Raw genomic sequence first — 21,171 nt, 5'->3', positions numbered from 1 at the left:
CCTGGAGGTTCCCAGCCCTAGACGTCACCATCCGAGTCGTCGTCCTGGTTGGCGTCGGCATCGGCACTCTCGCTGGCGCCCTCGTCCGATCCACCGCTGGCCACATCGTTATCGGCGCCGCGAAAGTCATCCTCGGAATGAGACCCCGGTCCGCCGTCCTGCTGGTCCACGGGAGCCACGTACGTGTCTGGAGTGTCATCGCTCATCTACCGACAGTCCCCGCCGACCAGCACCTCGTAGCCTCCCGCGGGTGAGCTCACGACCCGGCGTGCTGGGTGAATCGAGCCGCGCGCCGATCTATCCGGTGGGCCTGGCCTCTGATACGCGGTCGCGGCCCGGCCAGGTGCATCGGATCGTCGTAGAAGACCTTCTTGGTCGCCTCGACCAGGAGCAGGTATGCGATGGTCAGTCCCACCAGTGCGAGATAGAAAGCCAGAGGTAGCGAAGTGAAGCCCAACTCTGCCGCGAGCGGAGAAAGGGTGATGCCGACGCCGACCGCGATGGCGGCGGTGGTGGCGAACACCAGCGGCAGACTTGGCTTGCTGCGCAGGAAGGGGATCCGCCGGGTGCGGATAGCGAAGATGATCAGCGTCTGCGTCGCCAAGGACTCCACGAACCAACCCGTGCGGAACTCCGGCGGTCCGGCGTGCAGCACAGTCAGCATGAGAGCGAAAGTCAGGAAGTCGAAGAGCGAACTGATCGGACCGAAGGTGAGCATGAACCGCCGGATGAAACCCACATCCCAGTGCGACGGCGCGCGCAGTTGCTCCGCATCGACCCGGTCGGTCGGGATCGCCAACTGCGAACTGTCGTAGAGCAGATTGTTCAGCAGGATCTGGCCCGGCAGCATCGGCAGGAAGGTCAGGAAGGCCGATGCCGCGGCCGCACTGAACATGTTGCCGAAGTTGCTCGAGGTGCCCATCAGGACGTATTTGATGGTGTTGGCAAAGATCCGCCGGCCCTGCGCGACTCCGTCGGCAAGCACTCCCAGGTCCTTGTCCAACAACACGACATCCGCGGCATCCTTGGCCACGTCGGTCGCCGAGTCCACGGAGATCCCCACGTCTGCAGCATGCAGCGCCGGAGCATCATTCACGCCGTCGCCCAGAAAGGCCACCGAGCGTCCCCGGCCCCGCGCGGAGCGCACGATCCGCGCCTTCTGTTCGGGGGTGACACGGGCGAAAACGGTTGTGTTGGCGACCATTTCATCGAAAGCCGCATCATCATGCAGCGCATCGATCTGGCTGCCGGTGATCGCACCCTTGGACACCAGCCCGAGGTCGGCGCATACCTTCTGCGCGACCTGGGCGTTGTCGCCCGTGGCGACCTTGACCTCGATCTGCAGATCGTGCAGCTGCCGTAGCGAATCGCGAGCCGCTTCCTTGGGGTTATCCGCGAAGCACAAGAAACCGGCCAGGTGCAGTGCCCGTTCGTCATCCGGGTGCACGGCGGTAAGCCCGGGGGCCGGCCGGCTCGCGACCGCGACGACCCGCAGCCCCTGCTCGAAGAGGCCGTCCAGCGTGCGCTGCGCACCCGATGGCAGGTCCACGCACTGCACCATGACCTGTTCCGGTGCCCCTTTGGTCACCAGGAGGCGTTGGTCCTGCGCTCCCGGCACCTCGACCACCGTCGAAGTCATCCGGCGGGTGTGATCGAAAGCCAGCAGCGCGATCCGGGTGCACCCCTGCGTGATGGGTTGTCCGTCGGCTCGCGCGGCAGGTGCCTGCCACAGCGCGTCATCCATATCGTTGCCACTCGCCCCTCCGGTCGCCGGGTCGACGTCGGTCGACAACAGCCCCAGTCGCAACACCGTGGGATCAGGGTTGCCGGCCGGGTCGACGGCGGCACCGAAACTGATGTGTCCCTCCGTCAACGTGCCCGTCTTATCGGTCACGAGCACATCGACGTCGCCGAGGTCTTCGATACACACCAACCGCTTGACCAGAACCTTCCGCTTGGCCAACTGTGCCGACCCGTTGGCCAGGCTGCTGCTGACCACCGCCGGAAGAAGCTGAGGGGTGATCCCGACCGCGATCGCCAGTGCGAACAGCAGGGAGTCGATGACCGGTCGGCGCATCAGCAGATTGGTGAGCAGAATGAAGATGGTCAGCACGACAGCAACCCACAGGAGCAAGTAGGAGAACTTGCGCAGTCCGAGCTGGAACGGGGTCTCGGGAGCGCGAGTGTCCAGGCTCGCCGCGATGCGGCCGAACTCGGCGGACGCACCAGTTGCGTAGACGACCCCGACGCCGCTGCCGGCCGTCACGATGGTCCCCATGAACGCCAGATCAGTGGCATCAGCCATCGCAGTGCCCTCTGGAACGGGGTCCACCTGTTTGTCCGCACTCACCGATTCCCCGGTCAGGAGGCCCTCGTTACAACTGAGCCCGTCCACGCTGATCAGCCGCAGATCGGCCGGCACCGCCTCGCCAAGCGTCAACCGGATGACGTCGCCGGTCACCAGGTCACCCACATCCACAGGGGTGAACTGGCCGTCGCGTTGGACGACGGTGGTGTGCCGGACCCGGGAGTGCATCGCCTCGGTCGCCCGCTGGGCGCGGTACTCGTTGACGAATCCCAGGCTGATACTGACCAGCAGGATGATCCCGATGATCGCTGCCTGGGTCCGGTCCCCCAGGAAGACCGACGCGACCGCCGTGCCGGCCAGCAGGATCAAGACCGCGTTGTTCAGCTGGTGGGCAAGGATCACGATCGCTCGCACGCGTTCAGTGCGTACGGCGTTCGGCCCGTCCCGCTGTAGGCGAGCCGCCGCCTCGGTCGAGGTCAGCCCGTCATGGCTGGATTCCACCGTCGCCAGAACATCGTCTACCGAGGCCGAGGCGGCCTCCGCAAAGGTCAACGGCTGCGCCACGATTGTCACGATAACCCCGCTGCCACGGCTGCCGCAGGGGTACCACTTATCCCACCGTCCGGTGGACCACCAACGGCAGCACGCCGCTCGCTCCGGAGTCCCGCAGCGCCGCCGTCGCGACCGTGCACACCCAACCCGAGGACGTCTCGTCGACCACGAGAAGCACCTGCTGCCCGGCCACCTCCGGCGGGTCGATGAGCACCGTGCGCCACCAGGCCGCCTCCTCCCCCGAAGCAGCCGCACCGGGGTGGCCAGCGAGCGATACGTCCCAGGCAGCCGTCGGCAACCGCCCCGCTGCAGCCAGTCGTTCCGCCACGGACGCGACCAACTCGCGCCGGTTCGCAGCGGCCAGACTGACGATCATGGTCGGCCGGCTTGACCACGAGTCTTTCCAGCTGACAAGGCAACTCACAGCTGCATCCAAAAGGTCAGCAGAGGCCGGGCCATCGGATGACAACGCGCCGGCCAGTTCCCCGGACCATTCGACAGCATCAGCGTGGACCAGGACGCGACCTGGCTCGGCCTGCAACTGCGGCGGGATCCGGCCCTTCGTGCCGAAGGCACCGCCCGGCCACATCTTGCGCGGCTCGAGCACCTGGCTGCCGGTCCGCAACCGGGACCGCACACTGGCCACGGCGGCCGACGACACGTCCGCACTCAGACCGTCCGGCAAGCTGCCCAGACACACACTGCAGCGACCACACGGCGTTGCGGTCGGATCATCGAGCGACTGTTGGAGCAGCTGCATCAGGCACCGCTCGCCACGCACGTACGCACGCATGATGTCCGCCTCAGCGCGACGCTGCGCCAGCACGCCGTCGTAGTGCGCCTGGTCGAACTCCCACGTTGCGCCGGTGCTGATCCAACCGTCAGCCGTGCGGGACACAACGTCCTCCACTGCCAGCTGTTTCAACAGCAACTCCACCCGTGATCGCCGGATGCCGGACTCGGCCTCCAGAGCGGGGATCGACTGGGGCTGGTCAGAGAGCAAGGCCAGGAGCCGGGAGACCTCCGACGAGGTAGGGATGGTCGCTGTCGCGAAGTAGTCCCACACTGCATCGTCAGAAGGTGCGGGCAACAGAAGGGCGATGGCTGAGTCGATCGCGCGACCGGCGCGACCCACCTGCTGGTAGTACGCGACCGGTGACGGCGGGGCGCCGACGTGCACCACGAAACCCAAATCCGGCTTGTCGTAACCCATTCCGAGCGCGGAGGTCGCCACCAACGCCTTGACCGTATTGTCGCGCAGGGACTCTTCCAACCGCAGACGGGCCTGCGCATCCACGCCACCGGTGTAGGCAGCGACAGGGAACCCATCGCCGTACTCCGCCTGGATCGCGTCGGCCAGCCGCTCGGCGTCGGCCACGGTCAGGGTGTAGATGATGCCGCTGCCCGGCAGGGACGGCAGGTTGGCCACCACCCAGGCGTACCGCGACAACGGGTCCATCCGCGGCAGCACGGCCAGCTGCAGACTGCGCCTCGCCAGCGGACCGCGCAGCACGGTTGTCTCGGAACCCAGTTGTGCCGCAACGTCATCCACGACCCTCGAGTTCGCCGTCGCCGTGGTGGCAAGCACGGGAGCCGACGGTGACAGCGTCGGCAGCAGCCGCGCCAACCGGCGGTAGTCCGGCCGGAAATCATGACCCCAGTCGGAGATCGAGTGCGCCTCGTCAATAACCAGCAACCCCAGCCGACCGGCCAAGGCGTCCATGACGCGCGAGCCGAACGCGGGGTTGGCCAACCGCTCCGGTGACACCAGCAGGACATCGAGTTCGTCTGCCAACAAAGCGGATTCGACTGCCGACCACTCTTCGAAGTTGGCACTGTTCAAGGTCGCCGCCCGCAAGCCGGCCCGCTCCGCCGCCGCGACCTGATCGCGCATCAGCGATAACAGCGGTGACACCACCAGTGTCGGACCCGCGCCCTGGGAGCGCAGCGTCGCGGTCGCGATCCAGTAGACCGCTGACTTGCCCCAACCGGTCGCCTGCACCACCAGAACCCGTGCGCCGGGCTCGAGCAACGCGTCGAGCGCTTCACCCTGCCCGTCACGCAGTTGCGCGTCAGGTCCTGCCAGCGCGGACAGGGTGCGGGCGGCGACAGGAGTCAGGGTGTTGGTCGACATGCCCGTGACCTTTTCAGCAGGCACCGACAGTGCTCCGTAGCAGGACTCAGGAATCCTTCTGTGCGCGGCGGGCGGCCAGGGCAGCCTTCTTCTGGGCCAACTCCGCATCCTCGATCGCTGCGGCTGCCTCGAGCGTCGGCGCCTTGCCACCCAGGCGTGCGGGCAGGAACACCAGGTCGTCGCCGGTCAGCGGCTCGTAGGCCTCCTGGACCTCGTGCAGGATCGTCTCCATCACCGCATGCAGGTCCTTGGTCGCGACCTCGGCATCCGCGTCCGGCGAGATCCAGATCGGCTCACCCACCCGCACGGTGACCGGGATGTTGGTGCGGCCCAGGCGCTTGGGGTGGCCCTTGGTCCAGATCCGCTGGGAACCCCACACGATCAACGGCAGGACCGGCACCCCTGCCTCGGCCGCCATCCGCACCGCACCGGTCTTGAAGCCGCGCAGTTCAAAAGACCGGGAGACGGTGCTCTCCGGGAACACCCCAATCAATTCGCCGTCCTTCAGGGCCTGGACGGCGGCCTGATAGGCCCCGATGCCCGCCGAACGGTCCACCGGGATGTGCTTCATCCCCCGCATCAGAGGTCCGGAGACCTTGTGGTCGAAGACCTCCTTCTTGGCCATGAAGCGGATCATTCGATGCTGGTCGAGCGCTGGGTAGCCGGCCAGGGCGAAATCCATGTAGCCGATGTGGTTCAGCGCGATCACCGCGCCGCCCTTACGCGGGATGTTCTCCGATCCGATCCGGGTCACCTTCAGGCCCTGGGCCACGAAGGCGCCCTGCGCGATGCGGATGATGCTCCCGTAAAAAGGCTCCATGGACACACTTTAGGCGGAATGCGCCGCCGGGTCGGTGGGGTTGTACTGAGCGTGAACCTTCCGCTGTCTGTCCTGGATCTGTCCCCCATCGCCTCCGGCCGCACGGGTTCGGACGCCCTGCGTGAGACCGTGCAGCTCGCCAAGGCGGCCGAGTCGTTCGGCTATCACCGGTTCTGGGTCGCTGAGCACCACAACATCCCCAGCGTCGCCAGCAGCGCGCCGGTCGTGATGATCGCGACGGTCGCCGACCACACGGAGACGATCCGCGTCGGCGCGGGCGGCATCATGCTGCCCAATTATGCGCCCCTGCAGGTCGCCGAGCAGTTCCGCGTCCTGGAGGCGCTGCACCCCGGCCGCATCGACCTGGGTCTGGGCCGTGCTCCGGGCACCGACCAACTGACGGCGTTGGCGTTGCGCCGGAGCCGGGAAGCCCTGATGGCCAACGACTTTCCCCAGCAGTACGCCGAGTTGTTGGCGTACGTCGAGGGGTTCCCCGCCGAGCACCCGTTCGCCCCGATCTCGGCCCAGCCGACCGACGTACCGCTGCCCCCGGTGTGGATCCTGGGCTCCAGCCTGTACGGCGCGCAGGCGGCTGCCGCAGCCGGCGTCGCCTTTGCCTACGCCGGGCACTTCGGCGAGGCGGATCCGCGCGAGGCGATGCAGATCTACCGCGAGGAGTTCCGCCCTACCGGCAAACCCGGGTCCCTGACCCAGCCGCACAGCATGCTCGCGGTGGCCGCCATCGCGGCGGACAGTGAGCAGCGGGCCGCTGAACTTCAGCGGGCGGCCGCGTTGTCGATGGTCCGGCTGCGGCAGAACAACCCCGGTCCGCTCCCCTCGCCGGCCGAGGCCGCGGCGTACGCCTGGACGCCGCTGGACGAGCAGATCGCCGCCAGTTTCGCCCGGTTCGCCACGGTGGGCACCCCTGAGCAGGTCGCCGAGGGCATCGCGGAGCGGGCGGCCGCGTGCGGAGCCGACGAGTTGATGATCACCACCAACGTGCACGACCCGGCTGAGCGGATCGCGTCGTACGAACTGCTGATGAAGGCCTGGTCGAACTAGAGGCCGAACTGCTCGATCGTGTTGCGCAACGCGCGGGCGGAGGCCAGCAGCCCGGCTTCCTCCTCGTCGCTGATCGGGGTGTCCAGGCGCATGTCGCAGCCGCGCCGGTCGACGATCGATGGCAGGGACAGGCACACGTCGCCGATCCCGTGGAACCCGGTGGCCAGGGTCGAGACGGGCAGGATCCGTCGCTCATCGCCGAGGATGGCCTCCACGATGCGGGTCGAGGCCAGCCCGATGGCGTAGTTGGTGGCGCCCTTGCCTTCGATGATCTGGTACGCCGAGTGGACCACCTCGTGCGCGATACGTTCCCGGACTGCTTCATCCACCGGCGCGTACCCGGGCATCGGCGTCCAGTCGAGCAACGGCAGCCCGCCGATGGTGGCTGTCGACCACAGCGGGATCTCCGAATCGCCATGCTCGCCAGCGATATACGCATGCACGTTCTGCACTGCGACCCCGGTGGCCTGGGCAATGAGATAGCGCATCCGGGAAGAGTCCAGCACCGTCCCGGAACCGAAGAGCTGGTTGGGCGGCAGACCGGTTGCCTTGAGCGCTGCATACGTCACGATGTCCACCGGGTTGGTGACCATGATGATGATCGCTTCGGGGGCGACAGCCACCAGGTCCGGCAGCACCTTCTGCGCCAGTTTGATGGTGGTTTCGGCCAGTTCGAGACGGCTCTGACCGGGCTTTTGTTTAGCGCCGGCGGTGAAGACGATGACGTCGGAATCGGCGCACACGGACGCGTCGGTACCGCCGATGATCTCGGCGGCGGGGTTGAACTCCGAGCCGTGTGCGAGGTCGAGAACCTCCGCCTCGACCTTCGCCTTGTTGATGTCCATCAGCGCGACCGTGCGGGCCGCACCGCGCATCAGGAGGGCGTAGGCGGTGGTCGCACCGACCGCGCCCGCACCGATGATTGAGACTTTGCTGCCCTGGATGGGGTTCATGTCTCCATCTTGTCGGTTCCGACGTCTCGCTAGGCTCGTTTCGTGTTACCCACCGCCCGCGCGATTCGTTACGTGACGCCGCTTCGCGAGGGTGGCTCGCTGCCCGGCGTGGTCGAAGCCGACGACGACGGGACCTGGGTGCTGAAGTTCCGCGGAGCGGGCCAGGGTCTGAAGGTGCTGGTCGCCGAGGTGATCGTCGGTGAACTCGGCCGGGCCCTGGGTATCCGGGTCCCCGCCCTCAAGGCCATCGAGCTGCCGGAGCCGATCGCGAAGTACGAGGCTGACGAGGAAGTGCAGGACCTGCTCACCGCCAGCGTCGGACTCAATCTGGGCGTCGACCTGCTGCCCGGTGCGTTCGGGTACGACGGGTCGGCGCCTCCCCCGGCGTCCATCGCTGCCGAGATCCTCTGGCTGGATGCCTTCACCGCGAACATCGACCGGACGCCGCGGAACCCGAATCTGCTTGTCTGGCATGGCGAAACGTGGTGCATCGACCATGGCGCGGCGCTCTACTTCCAGCACGCGTGGCCCACGCGGGCACCGTCGCCGACCCGTTTCGCCGAGCAGCCCTACGACCCCGAAAGCCACATCCTGCGCCCCATCGCCCGCGATCTGACGGGCACCCATGCGCGCCTCTCCGAGTTGGTGACGCCCTCGCTCCTGGCTGAGGTGGTGGACCTCGTACCCGAGGAATGGTTGGAGACCACCGAGTGGCTGCCGTCCACGGCCAGTGTGCGATCGGCGTACGTCGATCACCTCCTCGCGCGGGTCGCCAACCCGGCCGCCTGGTTGCCCGAGGATTCGCCGTGACGTACGGCTACCAGTACGTCGCGCTGCGCTACGTGCCCGCGATCGAACGCGAGGAGTTCGTGAACGTCGGGGTCGTGCTCTACGCGCAGCTCGCCGACTTCCTGGGGGTCGCCTACCACCTGAATACCTCTCGGCTGCAGGCATTTTCGCCAGCGGTCGACCTGCCTGCCCTGGATGCCTCACTGCGTGCCCTGGAACGGGTCTGCGACGACGACCCACCGCCCGGCCTGCCGCAGCACGCCAAACCGGGACAACGGTTCGGGTGGTTGTCCGCGCCGCGCAGCACCGTCCTGCAACCGGGTCCGGTGCACGGTGGCGTGACCGACGACCCGCGGGCCGAGTTGGACCGGTTGCTGCAGCGCCTCGTGGGGTAGTCGGTCCCAGCCGATACCTAGCTGGTCGCCGTACTGTGGCGCATGTGTCTGCCCAGCGCGGGCTGGTCGTGGTCGCCGAGGACCAGACAGCCATCAGCGACATCATCCGGCGCTATCTGGAACGCGAGGGGTATCGCGTGCTCCTGGTGGCCGACGGCCGCTCTGCGCTGGATGCGGTGCGGTCGCGCCGCCCGGTGGCATTGATCCTGGACATCGGTCTGCCGACCATGGACGGCATCGAGGTGTGCCGGACGTTGCGCACGAACGACGACTGGACGCCCGTGCTGTTCGTCAGTGCTCGTGACGACGAGGTCGACCGGGTGCTCGGGATCGAGTTGGGCGCCGACGACTACCTGACCAAACCGTTCTCCCCCCGGGAGTTGGTGGCGCGCCTGGGTGGCGTGCTGCGCAGATCGGCGCATCCCGCCAGTGCGCCCGCGCTGAGTCTGGGGCCAGTCGTGCTCAACACCACGAGCCGACAAGCGTTCGTGGACGACAACGAAATCGACCTGACCGCAACTGAATTCGACCTCCTCGCCTACTTGATGCAGCATCCCACCCAGGTGTTCAGCCGGGGACAGTTGCTGCGGCACGTGTGGGGATATGACGAGTCCGCCGTGAGCCGGACCGTCGACGTGCACGTCGCGCAACTGCGCGCCAAACTCGGCGCGGCCGACATCCTGCGCACGGTCCGTGGCGTCGGCTACTCCGCCCAAGCTGCCCGATGAACCGGGGACCACACTCGCTGTTCCGGCAGATCTTCCTTGCGGCCGCCCTCATTGCGGTGGTGACCGCGTTGTTCTCCGGGTTGCTGACCGCCCGGCTCGTGCGTGCCGATGCGCAGTCGAGGGCTAGGCAGACCCTGTCCAAACTCGCCGACGCCGGCGCGATCGAGATCAATCAGAGCGTCAACGCCGACCGGGGCGGTCGGCGTACGTTGCGGACGTTGGACGCTCTGCGGGTCGAGGCCGTGCAGATCTCGCCGGCCGGCGCGGTCACACCTGCGTCCGCCCCCTTGAGGGGAGCTGTCAGCGCCAGCGACGAACGACGGTTGCTGGCAGGACACGACGTATCCAGCACCCGGCCCCTGAAGGGGACCGACGTGCTGGTCGAAGGCCGACCCACCGCCAATGGCGCGCTGGTCCTGCTGCAACGTCAGCAGGACGCGATCGGAGCGACGACCGCGGTGATCTGGCGCGTGGCCATTGCCCTGCTCGTGGCCCTCACGGTGGCCGCCCTTCTGGCGTTGGTGCTGAGCCGCCGCCTGGCCCGTCCGCTGCGGCTCACGGCGCAGGCCGCTCATGCCATCGCGGACGGCGACAGAGATGTGCGGGTGGACGCCACCGGCTCCACGGAGGCCCGCGAACTGGCCACCGCCATCAACTCCATGGCCGCCTCCCTGGCCGCCTCCGATGCCAGCCAGCGGGAGTTCCTGCTCTCCGTCTCGCACGACCTGCGCACACCCCTGACCACGATCAGCGGGTACGCCGAGTCGCTGGCTGACCAGGTAATCCCGCCGCAGGAGACGGCGGCAGTGGGCGAGACCGTGCTGGCTGAGGCGCGGCGCCTGACCCGGATGGTGAACGATCTGCTCGACCTGGGTCGAGCGCACTCCGGACAGTTGCGGTTGGACCTGACCCTCGTCCATGGGTCGGCGCTGCTATCGACCACTGCGGACGTGTGGCGACCACAGTTCGAGGGGGCTGGGGTCCAGTGGGAGGCGGTCCTCGCGCCGGGGGTGACGCTGCGGGTTGATCCCGCACGGCTGCAACAGGTCCTCGACGGTCTGCTCTCCAATGCGTTGCGGCTCGTGCCGGCGGGGGAGCGGGGCGTGCTCGCCCTGTCCCAGGACGCCTACGGCGCGATCATCGAGGTGCGCGACAGCGGTCCGGGCCTGACCCATGACGATCTGCCGGTCGCGTTCGACCGTGGCGTGCTGCACGACCGCTATCGCGGCAGTCGCGAGGTCGGCGCCGGGCTCGGACTGGCGATCGTGCGGCAATGGGTCGTCGCGATGGGCGGACAGATCGAAGCGGGCCACGCACCCGAAGGTGGGGCCCGCTTCACGATCCGCTTCCCGGCGGTCTCCTGAAATCAGCTCTGGGTGCCCGCCTTCGGCGCGTGGAACCAGATCTTCTGGGCGGTGGCGGAGTTGACCGCTCCGGTCCCCAGCACGATCGCCTCGTCGCCCACCGTGATCTTCGTCAGGCTGCTGTCTTCGGCCTTCTTCCCTGCGCGCTGATGGATCTTGGTGCTGGAGTTCACCGCCAGGGTCTCCTTGAAACCGTCGGCCGCCTGGACCGTGATCGACGTCGAGGACTGCGCGACCACCTTGCCGCGGATCTCCTCGTGCGTCACAAAATAACCCTTGTCCTTGGCGTCCCGGGTGACCCAGGTGGCGTGCAGGGCGTGGATGCCGGCGTGGTGCTTCTTGTGGTCGCCGTGCTTCTGAGCGTTTGTCGTTGCCGTGGCGGACGGCGCGGGGGTGCTGGCGTTGGCCGATTCGGCGTAGCCGACGGCTCCCCCGCCGACCAGGACCACACCGCAGGTGGCTGCCGCAGCAGCCGCCAGACGCTTGTTCATGACACAACCTCTTTCGTTGGCTGGAAGGGCCCGAAGGTTCGAGCACGTGAACGATCGTGCGGGCCGGTTGTTCGGTCGTTGACCGGGGAATGTAAGCGGACGGTAAAGGTTCACTGACCCCCCAACCACCGGCGTGGCGGTGGTTGGTGAGACTGGTGCCATGACGTCCCTGCTCTGGCAACCTGCTGCGTCGGCTCCCGAACTCATGGCGCCGTCCACCGCGGCCGCCGTCGCCGCTCTCGATTTCCCCGACGAAGTAGACGCGGTCGCCATAGACCCGGCGATCAGCGACACCGCCGCCCTGGTCGAAGCAACCGGGATGGACCTCGCCGACTCGGCGAACTGCGTGATCGTGGCCGGTAAGCGCGACGGCGTCGAGCGGGTCGCGGCGTTGCTGGTGCTGGCGACGACGCGGGCGGACATCAACAATGTGGTGCGACGGCACCTGGACGTCCGGAAGATCTCCTTCATGCCGATGGACGACGCGGTGGCGCGCACGCAGATGGAGTACGGCGGGATCACCCCCATCGGGCTACCCGCCGACTGGCCGGTGCTGGTGGACAGCGCTGTGTTGCAGCGTGATTCGATCGTGATCGGCTCCGGCATCCGGGCCGGCAAACTGCGAATTCCGGGCGCCCGTGCGGCGCAGCTGCCGAACGCGACCGTCATCGAGGGGATGGCCCGGGTCGTTGACGCGTGAAGGGTCGATGCGTGACCTCGTCCGGGCCGCGGTGACTTCGATCCGCCCGGTCGACGACCTGGCCCGACAGCACGTCCAGGAGTCATTGACCTGGATCGACAGCGGCGCTGGGTTGTTCCGGATCGAGCGACCGGCGACACCGTCCCCGCATCTGGTGTCGTACTTCGTGCCCGTCGACGTGCGGCAGCGGACCCTGCTTCTGGAGGAACACCTGCGGTCAGGACTCTGGCTGCCGCCCGGCGGCCACGTCGAGGTCGACGAGGACCCGCGGAACGCCGTACGACGGGAATGTCTGGAAGAGTTGGGGGTTCAGGCTCGGTTCCTTTGTGCGGATCCGCTGCTGGTGACCATCACCGAAACCAACCGCGAAGTCCACACCGACGTCAGCCTCTGGTACGCACTCGACGTCAGCGAGCAGGAAGGCCTGCGGATCGACCGACGGGAGATGTCCAGCGTGCGATGGTTCTCCCTTGATGAGGCGGCGAGCTTGGACCCGGCCACCACCGACCCGCACCTGACCCGTTTCGTAACCGCCCTGATGGATGTGTTGGATGATTAGCAATACCGAATTCACCGCTTACGCAGGGCAATCGCCCATCAGCTACCCGCTGGACGCCGCGCGATCTGCCGCCCACATCCTCGAACTTGGGCCGGGATGCGGCACGGGCACTCTGGAGTTGCTCAGCAGGTTCCCGGAGGCCCGCATCATGTGTCTCGAACCGGACGACGCCGCGCGCAATGCGTTGTTGTGGAACCTGCAGGACAATCCGGACAAGAGTCGAGTATCGGTGCTCCCGCTGACCGCGCAAGAAGCCGTCGGCCGGACGGGACAGTTCGACCTGATAGTCGCCCACCACGTCATCTGCCAGGTGCGCGTCCACGAACGAGACTCCTTCTGGCGAGCGATACGGAGTCTCGTCACTGCTACCGGAATTGTGCTGTGCGACAGCCATTTCGGTCGTTCAAAGGCGGGGTCGGATGTTCGGCGCCCGGGAAACGTGGTGGGACGCGACGGCGAATTCGCAGTCCACCGCTGGTTCAGCTGTGACGATCACGGTTCAGTGGCCGCGGTGACCAACGAGTACGAGTTCCTGGACGACCAGCAGTCAATTATCTACCGCTCGGTGCAGCGCACGGTGGTGGATGTGGTTGACGTCGCGATCGAACGTGGACGCCTGGCTTCGCACGGCCTGCTCATCGAGGATCTGGACGACCGGTGGATGCGGCTCACCCCGGCTTCCCCGCAGCGCGAGCCGGATCCTGCCACGATCGGTGCTCCCGGCCTACGGCCTGTGTCCGCTTCTGACGCCGCCGACGTCCTGGCTGCGTTCAGGTCCGATTCCGACATGGCTCGGCAGGGCGCGGTTGAGACGCTGGCCGATGCCGAGGTCTACGTTGGCCGACTCATCGACCCCAATGGTCCGACGGAGGCTTTCGCCATCACCGACGCCGACCGGTTGGTGGGACTCGTCGCGGTCACGGTCGATGAGACCAATCGCAGTGGCTGGTTCTGGTACTGGATGAACCGCACTCATCGCGGTCGCGGCTGGACCGCCCGCGCGGCGGCGACAGTAGCTGACCTGGTCTTGCGCGATGGGGGCCTTGACCGCCTGGAACTCGGGTATCGCGTGAACAACCCCGCATCCGGACAGATAGCACTGGGTGCGGGTTTCGTGCAGGAGGGTCTTGAGCGAGGCAAGTTCCTGGTCGAGGGAGCCCGTATCGACGTCGCGACCTACGGGCGTCTCGCCGCCGACCCCGCGCCCGGGTTCGTGCCCCTGCCGATCGGATGATGGCAAGCGCCCAGGCAGCAGCGGCGCACGTTCCTGCTAGTCGCCCTTGAGGATGCGCGCTACTCCGACGCCGAAGAAGCCTGCCCCGAGAGCCATCGGCACCATCTCGATCCCGGCCCAGTTGACGAGACTGCCCCAGATCAGCCCGGCCACAATCAGGACCACGCCAGCCAGCAGCCACGGCCACACATCGGACCTCAGCATCCGGCCACCGGGCGCGCCATTCATACGGACACTGTGACAGACCGACGGCCGTCAGTCGCGGACCCGCAGCGCCCAGGCGGCCACCGCTGTGGCAGCGGCGACGTTGAGTGAATTCACTCCCCCACGCATCGGAATGGTGACCACCAGGTCGCTGGCTTCCAAGGTCGCCGGGGACAGACCGTCCCCTTCCGTCCCCACCACCAGTGCCAGGCGTGACGGCGGGTCAGCAGCCAGCGAGTCCAGCGATACCGCGTCATCAGACAGCGCGAAGGACGCAACCGTCCAGCCGTCGTCCCGCAACGCCGCGACAGCACCCGGCCAGGGGTCGATCCGGGTCCACGGAACCTGGAAGACCGTCCCCATCGACACCCGAATTGCCCTGCGATAGAACGGATCCGCGCACCGCGGGGTGACCAGCACGGCATCCATCCCCAGCGCCGCCGCCGATCGGAAGATTGCCCCGACGTTGGTGTGGTCGACGATGTCCTCGCAGATCAGCACCCGGCGCGCGTCAGACAGCACTGCGCCGACGGACGGCAATGTCGGCCGGTGCATCGACGCCAACGCCCCCCGGTGCAGGTGGAATCCCGTCATCGCCCGGATCACCTCCGGCGACGCGACATAGACGGGCGCTGAGGTCGACGAGACGATGTCCGCCATATCTGAGAGCCACCGCTCGGCCATCAGGAACGAGCGTGGCTCATGGCCGGCCGCCAGCGCCCGCCGGATCACCTTCTCGGACTCCGCGATGTACAACCCAGAAGCCGGTTCAAGGATCCGGCGCAGCGCGACATCGGTCAGCGAGAAGTAGTCGCGGACCCGTTCATCGGCCGGATCGTCGATCCAGACGACCATCAGGTCGCGGATCGTGCGGCGTACCGATCGCCGTGCTGGTCCAGCACCAACGGCATCCCGAAGGTCGTGCTGAGGTTCTCCTCGGTCAGCGTCTCGTCGATCTGTCCGGCGACCACCACCGCACCCTCGCGCAGCATCAGGACGTCGGTGAAGCCGGGCGGGATCTCCTCCACGTGGTGGGTCACCATCACGATGGCGGGCGCATAGATGTCCTCGGCGATCTCCCCCAGTCGTCGCACCAAGTCCTCCCGACCGCCCAGATCCATTCCGGCAGTAGGTTCGTCGAGGATGAGCAATTCCGGATCCACCATCAGAGCCCGCGCGATCTGTACCCGCTTGCGCTCACCCTCGCTCAGCGTCCCGAAGGTCCGGTCCAGCAGATGAGCGGCACCCATCAGATCTAGCAACTCGGCGGCGCGCCCGTGGTCGAGGTCGTCGTACGACTCCCGCCACCGCCCCACCACGCCGTACGACGCGGTCACGACCACGTCGCCCACCCGCTCGTCGTTCGGGATCCGGCTGGCCAGCGCGGCGGAGGCAATGCCGATGCGCGGGCGCAACTCGAAGACGTCGACCTTGCCCAGTTGCTCATCGAGCACCCGGGCGACCCCGGAGGTCGGGTGCATCTGCGCGGACGCGATCTGCATCATGGTCGTCTTGCCCGCCCCGTTGGGGCCGAGAATGATCCACCGCTCGCCTTCGTCGACACCCCAGGTGACCTTGTCGAGCAGTTTCCGGCCGCTACGGACAATGGTCACCTCGTCGAAATCGAGCACGTCACCCATGCCCCCGAGGTTAGCCACCTACGATCGTGGGGATGTTCGCGCTCCCCGCCTCGACCCGCCTGTGCCTCTGGGTGACCGCTGCCTGGAGCGGCACCATGCGGGTAGAGGAGGCCGTAGTCCGCGCCCTGCCCGACGTCGACGACATTTCCGGCGCGGTGGGGCGGTTCACCGTCTGGGGCGAGTTCGGGGAGCAAGTGCTCGCGTGCGCCCTCCCCCGTCCCGGCGCGGCGGGCCTGCTGCCCCTCGGCCCCGACGAGATGCGTGAGGCCGCCATCGAGTACGGCGAGTGCGTGTTCGTGCCGGGCCTGGGCGGCGTGGTGGTGCCCGTGGTCAGTGAGTACGGCGCGGCGGGCGACCTCGGCGTCGGCGTGGAGTTCCTGCCGTTTGACGCCGATCCTGTCCCCCAGCACCGTCTGACCGGGATCGATGTGGGCTTCGCGGAGCGCGAGCTGCGCGCGGCACTGGGCTCGTCGACGGCCGCCCTGGAGGAGCTGGACCTGGGCGCCACCGAACTTCGCCGACCGGCCGTCGCCCGCCCCAGCGAGAACTGGGCCCTACCGGACGGCCTACCGCCCCGGGCGGCGCGCCTGATCGAACTCTCCGGCACCATCCTGTCTGCGGTGGAAGTGGCGCAGGAGCACACCGGCGACCTGGTGAACGGACGCGGCGGCGCGGTCGCCGTTCAGTTGCACACCCTCGAGGCGGCTGCCACGACCGCGCTGGAACACGCCACCAACTCGGCGGCTCTGCGCCTCGCCGGCCTCATCCCCGCTGAGTGACGTTCCGACCCGAGGTTCTGGGAGGTATTCAGGATCTGGGAGGCGGATGCACCGAATGCGCCTCCTGGAACCTCGATAGCTCCCCCAACCTCGCCGATGGCGAATAGCGACTCAGCGCAGGACGGACTCGTAGACCTCGACCGTACGCCGGGCGATCGCGTCCCAGTCGAAATCCGAGATCGCTCGTTCCCGGCCGGCGATCCCGCGGCGTCGCGCTTCTGCCGGGTCCGAAACAGCCTGCGCCAGAGTCGAACTCAACGCAGCGACAAAAGTCGATGGCGACACCGGTGTCCCCGTTCCGTCGGACACCTGCTCGATCGGCACCAGCCAGCCAGTCACCCCGTCGACCACAACCTCTGGGATGCCGCCGGTCGCGGTCCCCACCACCGGCAGCTCGCAGGCCATCGCCTCGAGGTTCACGATGCCCAGCGGCTCGTAGATCGACGGACAAACGAAGACCGTTGCGGCAGAGAGCAATGCCACGATCTTGGGTCGCGGCAGCATCTCGGTGATCCAGAACACACCATCCCGCGTCGACCGCAACGACGCCACCAGTGACTCCACCTCGGCCAGGATCTCCGGAGTGTCCGGTGCCCCGGCGCACAGGATGATCTGCACCTCCGGCGGCAGGGTGGCGACCGCCTGCAACAGATAGGGCAACCCCTTCTGCCGGGTGATCCGCCCGACGAAGATGACCGACGGTCGCGCAGGATCGACGCCCACTGACTCCACGAACGACGTCGCCTCCGGCGAGACATCACGCGACCACGACGAAGCGTCAATCCCGTTGTGCACCACGTGAACCCGCGCTGGATCCAGGTCCGGATAGGAGGCCAGCACGTCCTTGCGCATCCCGTCGCTCACGGCGATCACGGCGTCCGCCCCCAGGTAGGCGGTCTTCTCCACCCAGGAGGACACGGCGTACCCACCCCCGAGTTGCTCGGCCTTCCACGGCCGCAGCGGCTCCAGACTGTGCGCGGTGATCACGTGCGGCACCCCGTGCAGCAGCGACGCGAGGTGCCCGGCCATGTTCGCGTACCAGGTGTGCGAGTGCACCACCGAGGCACCCGCGCAGTCGGCGGCGATCGTCAGATCGACGCCGAGCGTCTGCAGGGTGGCATTCGCGGACGCCAACTCCGGCAGGTCGGCGTACGACGTGGTGTCGGTCTCCTGCCTCGGCCCACCGAAGGCGCGCACCTGGGTCTCGATATCGAGTGCCCGCAGGGCTTTCACCAGTTCGGTCACGTGCACACCGGCCCCGCCGTAGATGGTCGGCGGGTACTCCTTGGTCAGTACGTCGATCCTCACCCGAATGACGCTAGTCCAAACGGCGACAGATTCGCCCGCGGCGGCATAGGTTGAGGCCATGGCGAGACGAAGCGGTCTACGGGTTCTGGCGATCGTTCTGGCGGGTGGCGAAGGCAAGCGGTTGATGCCGCTGACCGCGGACCGCGCCAAACCGGCGGTACCGTTCGGCGGGATCTACCGGCTCATCGACTTCGCGCTGACCAACCTCGCCCACAGCGGCTACCTGCAGATGGTGGTGCTGACGCAGTACAAGTCACACAGCCTCGACCGGCACATCAGTAAGACCTGGCGTCTGTCGAGCATGCTGGACAACTACGTGACCCCGGTTCCCGCGCAGCAGCGCCGCGGGAAAAGCTGGTACTCCGGGTCGGCCGATGCGATCTACCAGAGCCTGAACCTGATCTACGACCACAAACCGGACATCGTCGTCGTGGTCGGCGCCGACCACGTCTACCGGATGGATTTCAGCCAGATGGTCAAGCGGCACGTCCAGACCGGGGCCGCTGTCAGTGTGGCTGCGATCCGCCAGCCGATCAGCCTGGCTGATCAGTTCGGCGTGATCGAACTGTCCGACGCCGGTGACAACAAGATCGCCGCCTTCCGCGAGAAGCCCTCCGACCCCAAGCCGTTGGCGGATGCTCCGCACGAGGTCCTGGCCTCGATGGGCAACTACGTCTTCGACGCCGACGCCCTGGTCAAGATCGTGCTGGATGACGCCAAAGAGGACAGCAATCACGACATGGGCGGCAACATCATCCCGGCCTTCGTCGATCGAGGTGAGGCCTACGCCTACGACTTCAGGGATAACGAAATCCCCGGCGCGACCGATCGCGACCGCGGCTACTGGCGCGACGTGGGGACCTTGGACTCCTACTACGAGGCCCATATGGACCTGGTATCCATTTACCCGGTCTTCAACGTCTACAACTACGAATGGCCGATCCTGACCAACGACGGCTCGTTCCCGCCCGCGAAGTTCGTCATGGGAGCTGAACAACGCCAGGGCGTGGCTACCGGGTCCATGGTCTCCCCCGGGTGCATCATCAGCGGCTCCAGCATCGATGAGTCCGTGCTCGGCCTGAACGTGCACACCCACAGCCGGTCCACCATCCGGGCATCCGTGCTGTTGGACGGCGTCGACATCGGACGTGACTGCGTCATCGAACGCGCCATCATCGACAAGGAAGTGCGGGTGCCCGCAGGCATCTCGATCGGCGTGGACCACGAGCAGGACCGGGCCCGCGGGTTCACGGTGACCGAGTCCGGTATCACCGTGGTCGGAAAAGGCACCATCATTGAGGGGTGACCGTCGCGTTCGTTGTCGTTCTCGCCGCTGACCGTGCCGCCGTCGAGGCTGCCCGGGCCGACGTACGCCGAGTGGTCGCCTCCGTGGGTGGCCTCACCGATACCTGGGCGAGCCTGACCGACGATCCGCTGACGGCCGTCTCCACCCAGGTCACGGGTCCGGACATCGGTGCGCTGCGGGAGGTTCTCGCCCAGGTGGCGACCGACCACGATGTCGACCTGGCCGTCACCGATGCTGCCTTGCACGAGCCGGGTCCCGGGCTGCTGATCATGGATGTGGACAGCACCCTCATCCAGCAGGAGGTCATCGAACTCCTGGCCGCCCACGCCGGCCGCGAGCGGGAGGTCGCTGCCGTGACCGAGCGCGCGATGCGCGGTGAACTCGATTTCGCGCAGTCCCTCACCGAGCGGGTCGCGGCCCTGGTCGGACTGCCCGAGACCGTCTTCGAGCAGGTCCGGCGACAGGTCGAACTCAGCCCCGGCGCCCGCAACCTGATCGCTACGGCCAAGGCGCACGGCTTCACGGTGGCCGTGGTGTCCGGCGGGTTCATCGAGATCGTGGGTCCGCTGGCCGCCGACCTGGGCATCGACTACGCCCGCGCCAACGCACTGGAGGTGCAGGGCGGCGTACTCACCGGTCGCACCACGGGACCGATCATCGACCGCGCCGCCAAGGCAGCGACCCTGCGCGAACTGGCGACCGCCCTCGACATCCCCGCAGAGCGCACCGTCGCGGTGGGCGATGGTGCGAACGATCTGGACATGCTCGCGGCGGCCGGACTGGGGATCGCCTACAACGCCAAGCCAATCGTGCGTGAGCAGGCCCATGCGGCTCTGAACCAACCGCATCTGGACAGCGTCCTGTTCCTGATGGGGCTCTCCGCCGACCGGCACGCCCAGAACCCGGTGCACTCCCTAGACTCGGTGCATGACTGAAAGACTCGGTGCATGACTGAGGACGCGAACATCGCGCGCACCCTGCTCATCGTCGGCGGCGCCGAGGACAAGGTCGGCCGGGTCACGATCCTGCGCCGTTTCGTGCGCCTCGCCGGTGGTCGCGCCGCCAACATCGTCATCATCCCGACGGCCTCCTCGGTCCCCGACGAAGTGGTGTCGGTCTACTCGACGGTCTTCAGCCGGTTGGGCGTCCAGGAGATCGGTGCGGTCAACCCGCCCACCCGCAGCGCGAGCAGCGACCCCGATCTCGTCGCCCGTCTCGACCAGGCGACCGGGGTGTTCCTGTCCGGCGGCAACCAATTGCGACTGTCCCAACTGGTGGTCGGCACGCCGATGGGCGACGCGCTGCTGCGGGCCTATCAACGAGGCGCCGTGATCGCCGGCACCAGCGCCGGCGCCTCGATCATGAGCCAGTTCATGATCTCGATGGGCGAGGAGGGCGTGACCCCGCGGCAACGCTCCAGCCAGCTGACGGTGGGCCTCGGGCTGCTCACTGGCGTCATCGTGGACCAGCACTTCGATCAACGCGCCCGCTACGGCCGCTTGATGTCATTGGTGGCCGGCTCCCCGAGCCTGCTGGGTATCGGCATTGATGAGGACACCGCGGCCGAGATCCGCGACGAGACCGAGCTGACCGTCGTCGGATCCGGTGCCGTGTTCGTTGTCGATGCCCGGTCCGCCGTGACCGACGCCCACGAGGCCAAACGCGATGCGCCGCTGCTGGTTTCGGGTGCCATCGTCCATTCGTTGCCGTTCGGTGCGACCTTCGACCTGAGCACCGCGACGCTGACCCATTTCGTCGAGAAGAACGCCGACATCTCGGTGTCCTTCAGCCGCGACCGGCACGACACCGCCGCCGCGGCCGCCGCCCTGCGGCACTGACTGCGCC

The 21,171-nt window shown here is 67.4% G+C and carries 22 protein-coding genes; 12 read left to right on the top strand and 10 right to left on the bottom strand.

All coding sequences use genetic code 11. From position 1 onward, the window contains the following. Positions 1 to 17 precede the first annotated feature (17 nt). From AZH51_RS10485 to AZH51_RS10470, 4 genes are read right to left on the bottom strand one after another with little or no spacing between them, the layout of a single operon-like run. Positions 18 to 206: a hypothetical protein gene (locus tag AZH51_RS10485; RefSeq protein WP_291523974.1), complete on the bottom strand. Its 189-nt coding sequence runs from the start codon at positions 204 to 206 to the stop codon at positions 18 to 20. A 50-nt stretch (positions 207 to 256) separates the two neighbouring features. Next, the gene (gene mgtA / locus AZH51_RS10480; RefSeq protein ID WP_291523972.1) at positions 257 to 2,872 is read right to left on the bottom strand and encodes a magnesium-translocating P-type ATPase; all 2,616 of its coding nucleotides are present in this window, start codon (positions 2,870 to 2,872) and stop codon (positions 257 to 259) included. A gap of 46 nt (positions 2,873 to 2,918) precedes the next feature. After that, positions 2,919 to 4,994, bottom strand: a complete 2,076-nt coding sequence (locus tag AZH51_RS10475; protein WP_291523970.1) for a DEAD/DEAH box helicase — start codon at positions 4,992 to 4,994, stop codon at positions 2,919 to 2,921. Between the two features lie 46 nt (positions 4,995 to 5,040). Beyond that, a complete protein-coding gene (locus AZH51_RS10470) occupies positions 5,041 to 5,814 on the bottom strand; it encodes a 1-acyl-sn-glycerol-3-phosphate acyltransferase (RefSeq protein WP_291523968.1) in 774 nt (257 codons plus the stop codon). A gap of 51 nt (positions 5,815 to 5,865) precedes the next feature. Between AZH51_RS10470 and AZH51_RS10465 the strand changes: the two genes are divergently transcribed. After that, a complete protein-coding gene (locus AZH51_RS10465) occupies positions 5,866 to 6,876 on the top strand; it encodes an LLM class flavin-dependent oxidoreductase (RefSeq protein ID WP_291523966.1) in 1,011 nt (336 codons plus the stop codon). Here AZH51_RS10465 and AZH51_RS10460 read toward each other — a convergent pair. Then, on the bottom strand, positions 6,873 to 7,829 hold the full coding sequence (locus AZH51_RS10460; RefSeq protein ID WP_291523964.1) for an L-lactate dehydrogenase: 957 nt from the start codon (positions 7,827 to 7,829) through the stop codon (positions 6,873 to 6,875). The two genes, AZH51_RS10465 and AZH51_RS10460, sit on opposite strands and share 4 nt — an antisense overlap. 42 nt (positions 7,830 to 7,871) lie before the next feature. On the opposite strand from AZH51_RS10460, the gene AZH51_RS10455 reads away from it, so the two are divergent. From AZH51_RS10455 to AZH51_RS10440, 4 genes are read left to right on the top strand one after another with little or no spacing between them, the layout of a single operon-like run. After that, positions 7,872 to 8,639, top strand: coding sequence for a HipA family kinase (locus AZH51_RS10455; protein WP_291523961.1), 768 nt, complete (start codon positions 7,872 to 7,874; stop codon positions 8,637 to 8,639). Continuing rightward, positions 8,636 to 9,013, top strand: coding sequence for a DUF3037 domain-containing protein (locus AZH51_RS10450; RefSeq protein WP_291523959.1), 378 nt, complete (start codon positions 8,636 to 8,638; stop codon positions 9,011 to 9,013). Before AZH51_RS10455 ends, AZH51_RS10450 begins: the two co-directional genes overlap by 4 nt. Positions 9,014 to 9,057: 44 nt before the next feature. Then, positions 9,058 to 9,741, top strand: coding sequence for a response regulator transcription factor (locus AZH51_RS10445; protein WP_291523957.1), 684 nt, complete (start codon positions 9,058 to 9,060; stop codon positions 9,739 to 9,741). Next, a complete protein-coding gene (locus AZH51_RS10440) occupies positions 9,738 to 11,105 on the top strand; it encodes a HAMP domain-containing sensor histidine kinase (RefSeq protein ID WP_291523955.1) in 1,368 nt (455 codons plus the stop codon). Before AZH51_RS10445 ends, AZH51_RS10440 begins: the two co-directional genes overlap by 4 nt. Positions 11,106 to 11,107: 2 nt before the next feature. On the opposite strand, the gene AZH51_RS10435 is transcribed toward AZH51_RS10440, so the two are convergent. Then, a complete protein-coding gene (locus tag AZH51_RS10435) occupies positions 11,108 to 11,596 on the bottom strand; it encodes a hypothetical protein (RefSeq protein ID WP_291523954.1) in 489 nt (162 codons plus the stop codon). A 160-nt stretch (positions 11,597 to 11,756) separates the two neighbouring features. Here AZH51_RS10435 and AZH51_RS10430 point away from each other — a divergent pair, with 160 nt between their 5' ends. Genes AZH51_RS10430 through AZH51_RS10420 form a run of 3 tightly spaced genes read left to right on the top strand, consistent with a single transcriptional unit; the run spans position 11,757 to position 14,089 of the window. Next, entirely contained in the window at positions 11,757 to 12,296 is a 540-nt protein-coding gene (locus AZH51_RS10430) for a YbaK/EbsC family protein (RefSeq protein WP_291523951.1), read from the top strand. A gap of 7 nt (positions 12,297 to 12,303) precedes the next feature. Beyond that, positions 12,304 to 12,855, top strand: a complete 552-nt coding sequence (locus AZH51_RS10425; protein WP_291523949.1) for an NUDIX domain-containing protein — start codon at positions 12,304 to 12,306, stop codon at positions 12,853 to 12,855. Next, entirely contained in the window at positions 12,848 to 14,089 is a 1,242-nt protein-coding gene (locus AZH51_RS10420; protein WP_291523947.1) for a GNAT family N-acetyltransferase, read from the top strand. Before AZH51_RS10425 ends, AZH51_RS10420 begins: the two co-directional genes overlap by 8 nt. A gap of 36 nt (positions 14,090 to 14,125) precedes the next feature. Here AZH51_RS10420 and AZH51_RS10415 read toward each other — a convergent pair whose 3' ends face one another. Genes AZH51_RS10415 through AZH51_RS10405 form a run of 3 tightly spaced genes read right to left on the bottom strand, consistent with a single transcriptional unit; the run spans position 14,126 to position 15,933 of the window. Next, entirely contained in the window at positions 14,126 to 14,317 is a 192-nt protein-coding gene (locus AZH51_RS10415) for a hypothetical protein (protein WP_291523945.1), read from the bottom strand. A gap of 27 nt (positions 14,318 to 14,344) precedes the next feature. After that, a complete protein-coding gene (locus AZH51_RS10410) occupies positions 14,345 to 15,148 on the bottom strand; it encodes an RNA methyltransferase (protein ID WP_291523943.1) in 804 nt (267 codons plus the stop codon). Further along, on the bottom strand, positions 15,148 to 15,933 hold the full coding sequence (locus AZH51_RS10405; RefSeq protein WP_291523941.1) for an ABC transporter ATP-binding protein: 786 nt from the start codon (positions 15,931 to 15,933) through the stop codon (positions 15,148 to 15,150). The genes AZH51_RS10410 and AZH51_RS10405 overlap by 1 nt, the downstream gene beginning before the upstream one ends. Positions 15,934 to 15,965: 32 nt before the next feature. On the opposite strand from AZH51_RS10405, the gene AZH51_RS10400 reads away from it, so the two are divergent. After that, positions 15,966 to 16,712, top strand: a complete 747-nt coding sequence (locus AZH51_RS10400; protein ID WP_291523939.1) for a hypothetical protein — start codon at positions 15,966 to 15,968, stop codon at positions 16,710 to 16,712. A gap of 111 nt (positions 16,713 to 16,823) precedes the next feature. Here the strand turns inward: AZH51_RS10400 and glgA are convergent, their stop codons facing one another. Beyond that, entirely contained in the window at positions 16,824 to 18,020 is a 1,197-nt protein-coding gene (glgA, locus tag AZH51_RS10395) for a glycogen synthase (protein ID WP_291523937.1), read from the bottom strand. A gap of 58 nt (positions 18,021 to 18,078) precedes the next feature. Between glgA and glgC the strand changes: the two genes are divergently transcribed. The 3 genes from glgC to AZH51_RS10380 are packed head-to-tail and all read left to right on the top strand — an operon-like array spanning position 18,079 to position 21,164. Beyond that, a complete protein-coding gene (glgC, locus tag AZH51_RS10390) occupies positions 18,079 to 19,326 on the top strand; it encodes a glucose-1-phosphate adenylyltransferase (RefSeq protein ID WP_291523936.1) in 1,248 nt (415 codons plus the stop codon). Then, entirely contained in the window at positions 19,323 to 20,261 is a 939-nt protein-coding gene (gene serB / locus AZH51_RS10385) for a phosphoserine phosphatase SerB (RefSeq protein WP_291523934.1), read from the top strand. The genes glgC and serB overlap by 4 nt, the downstream gene beginning before the upstream one ends. Before the next feature lie 12 nt (positions 20,262 to 20,273). Then, positions 20,274 to 21,164: a cyanophycinase gene (locus tag AZH51_RS10380; protein WP_291523931.1), complete on the top strand. Its 891-nt coding sequence runs from the start codon at positions 20,274 to 20,276 to the stop codon at positions 21,162 to 21,164. Positions 21,165 to 21,171: the final 7 nt, after the last annotated feature.

The sequence above is a fragment of the Branchiibius sp. NY16-3462-2 genome (genome assembly GCF_001594145.1).
Taxonomy (GTDB): Bacteria; Actinomycetota; Actinomycetes; order Actinomycetales; family Dermatophilaceae; genus Branchiibius.
Note: the sequence above shows the minus strand (reverse complement) of the source record. Positions and strands in the feature narration are given on the sequence as shown.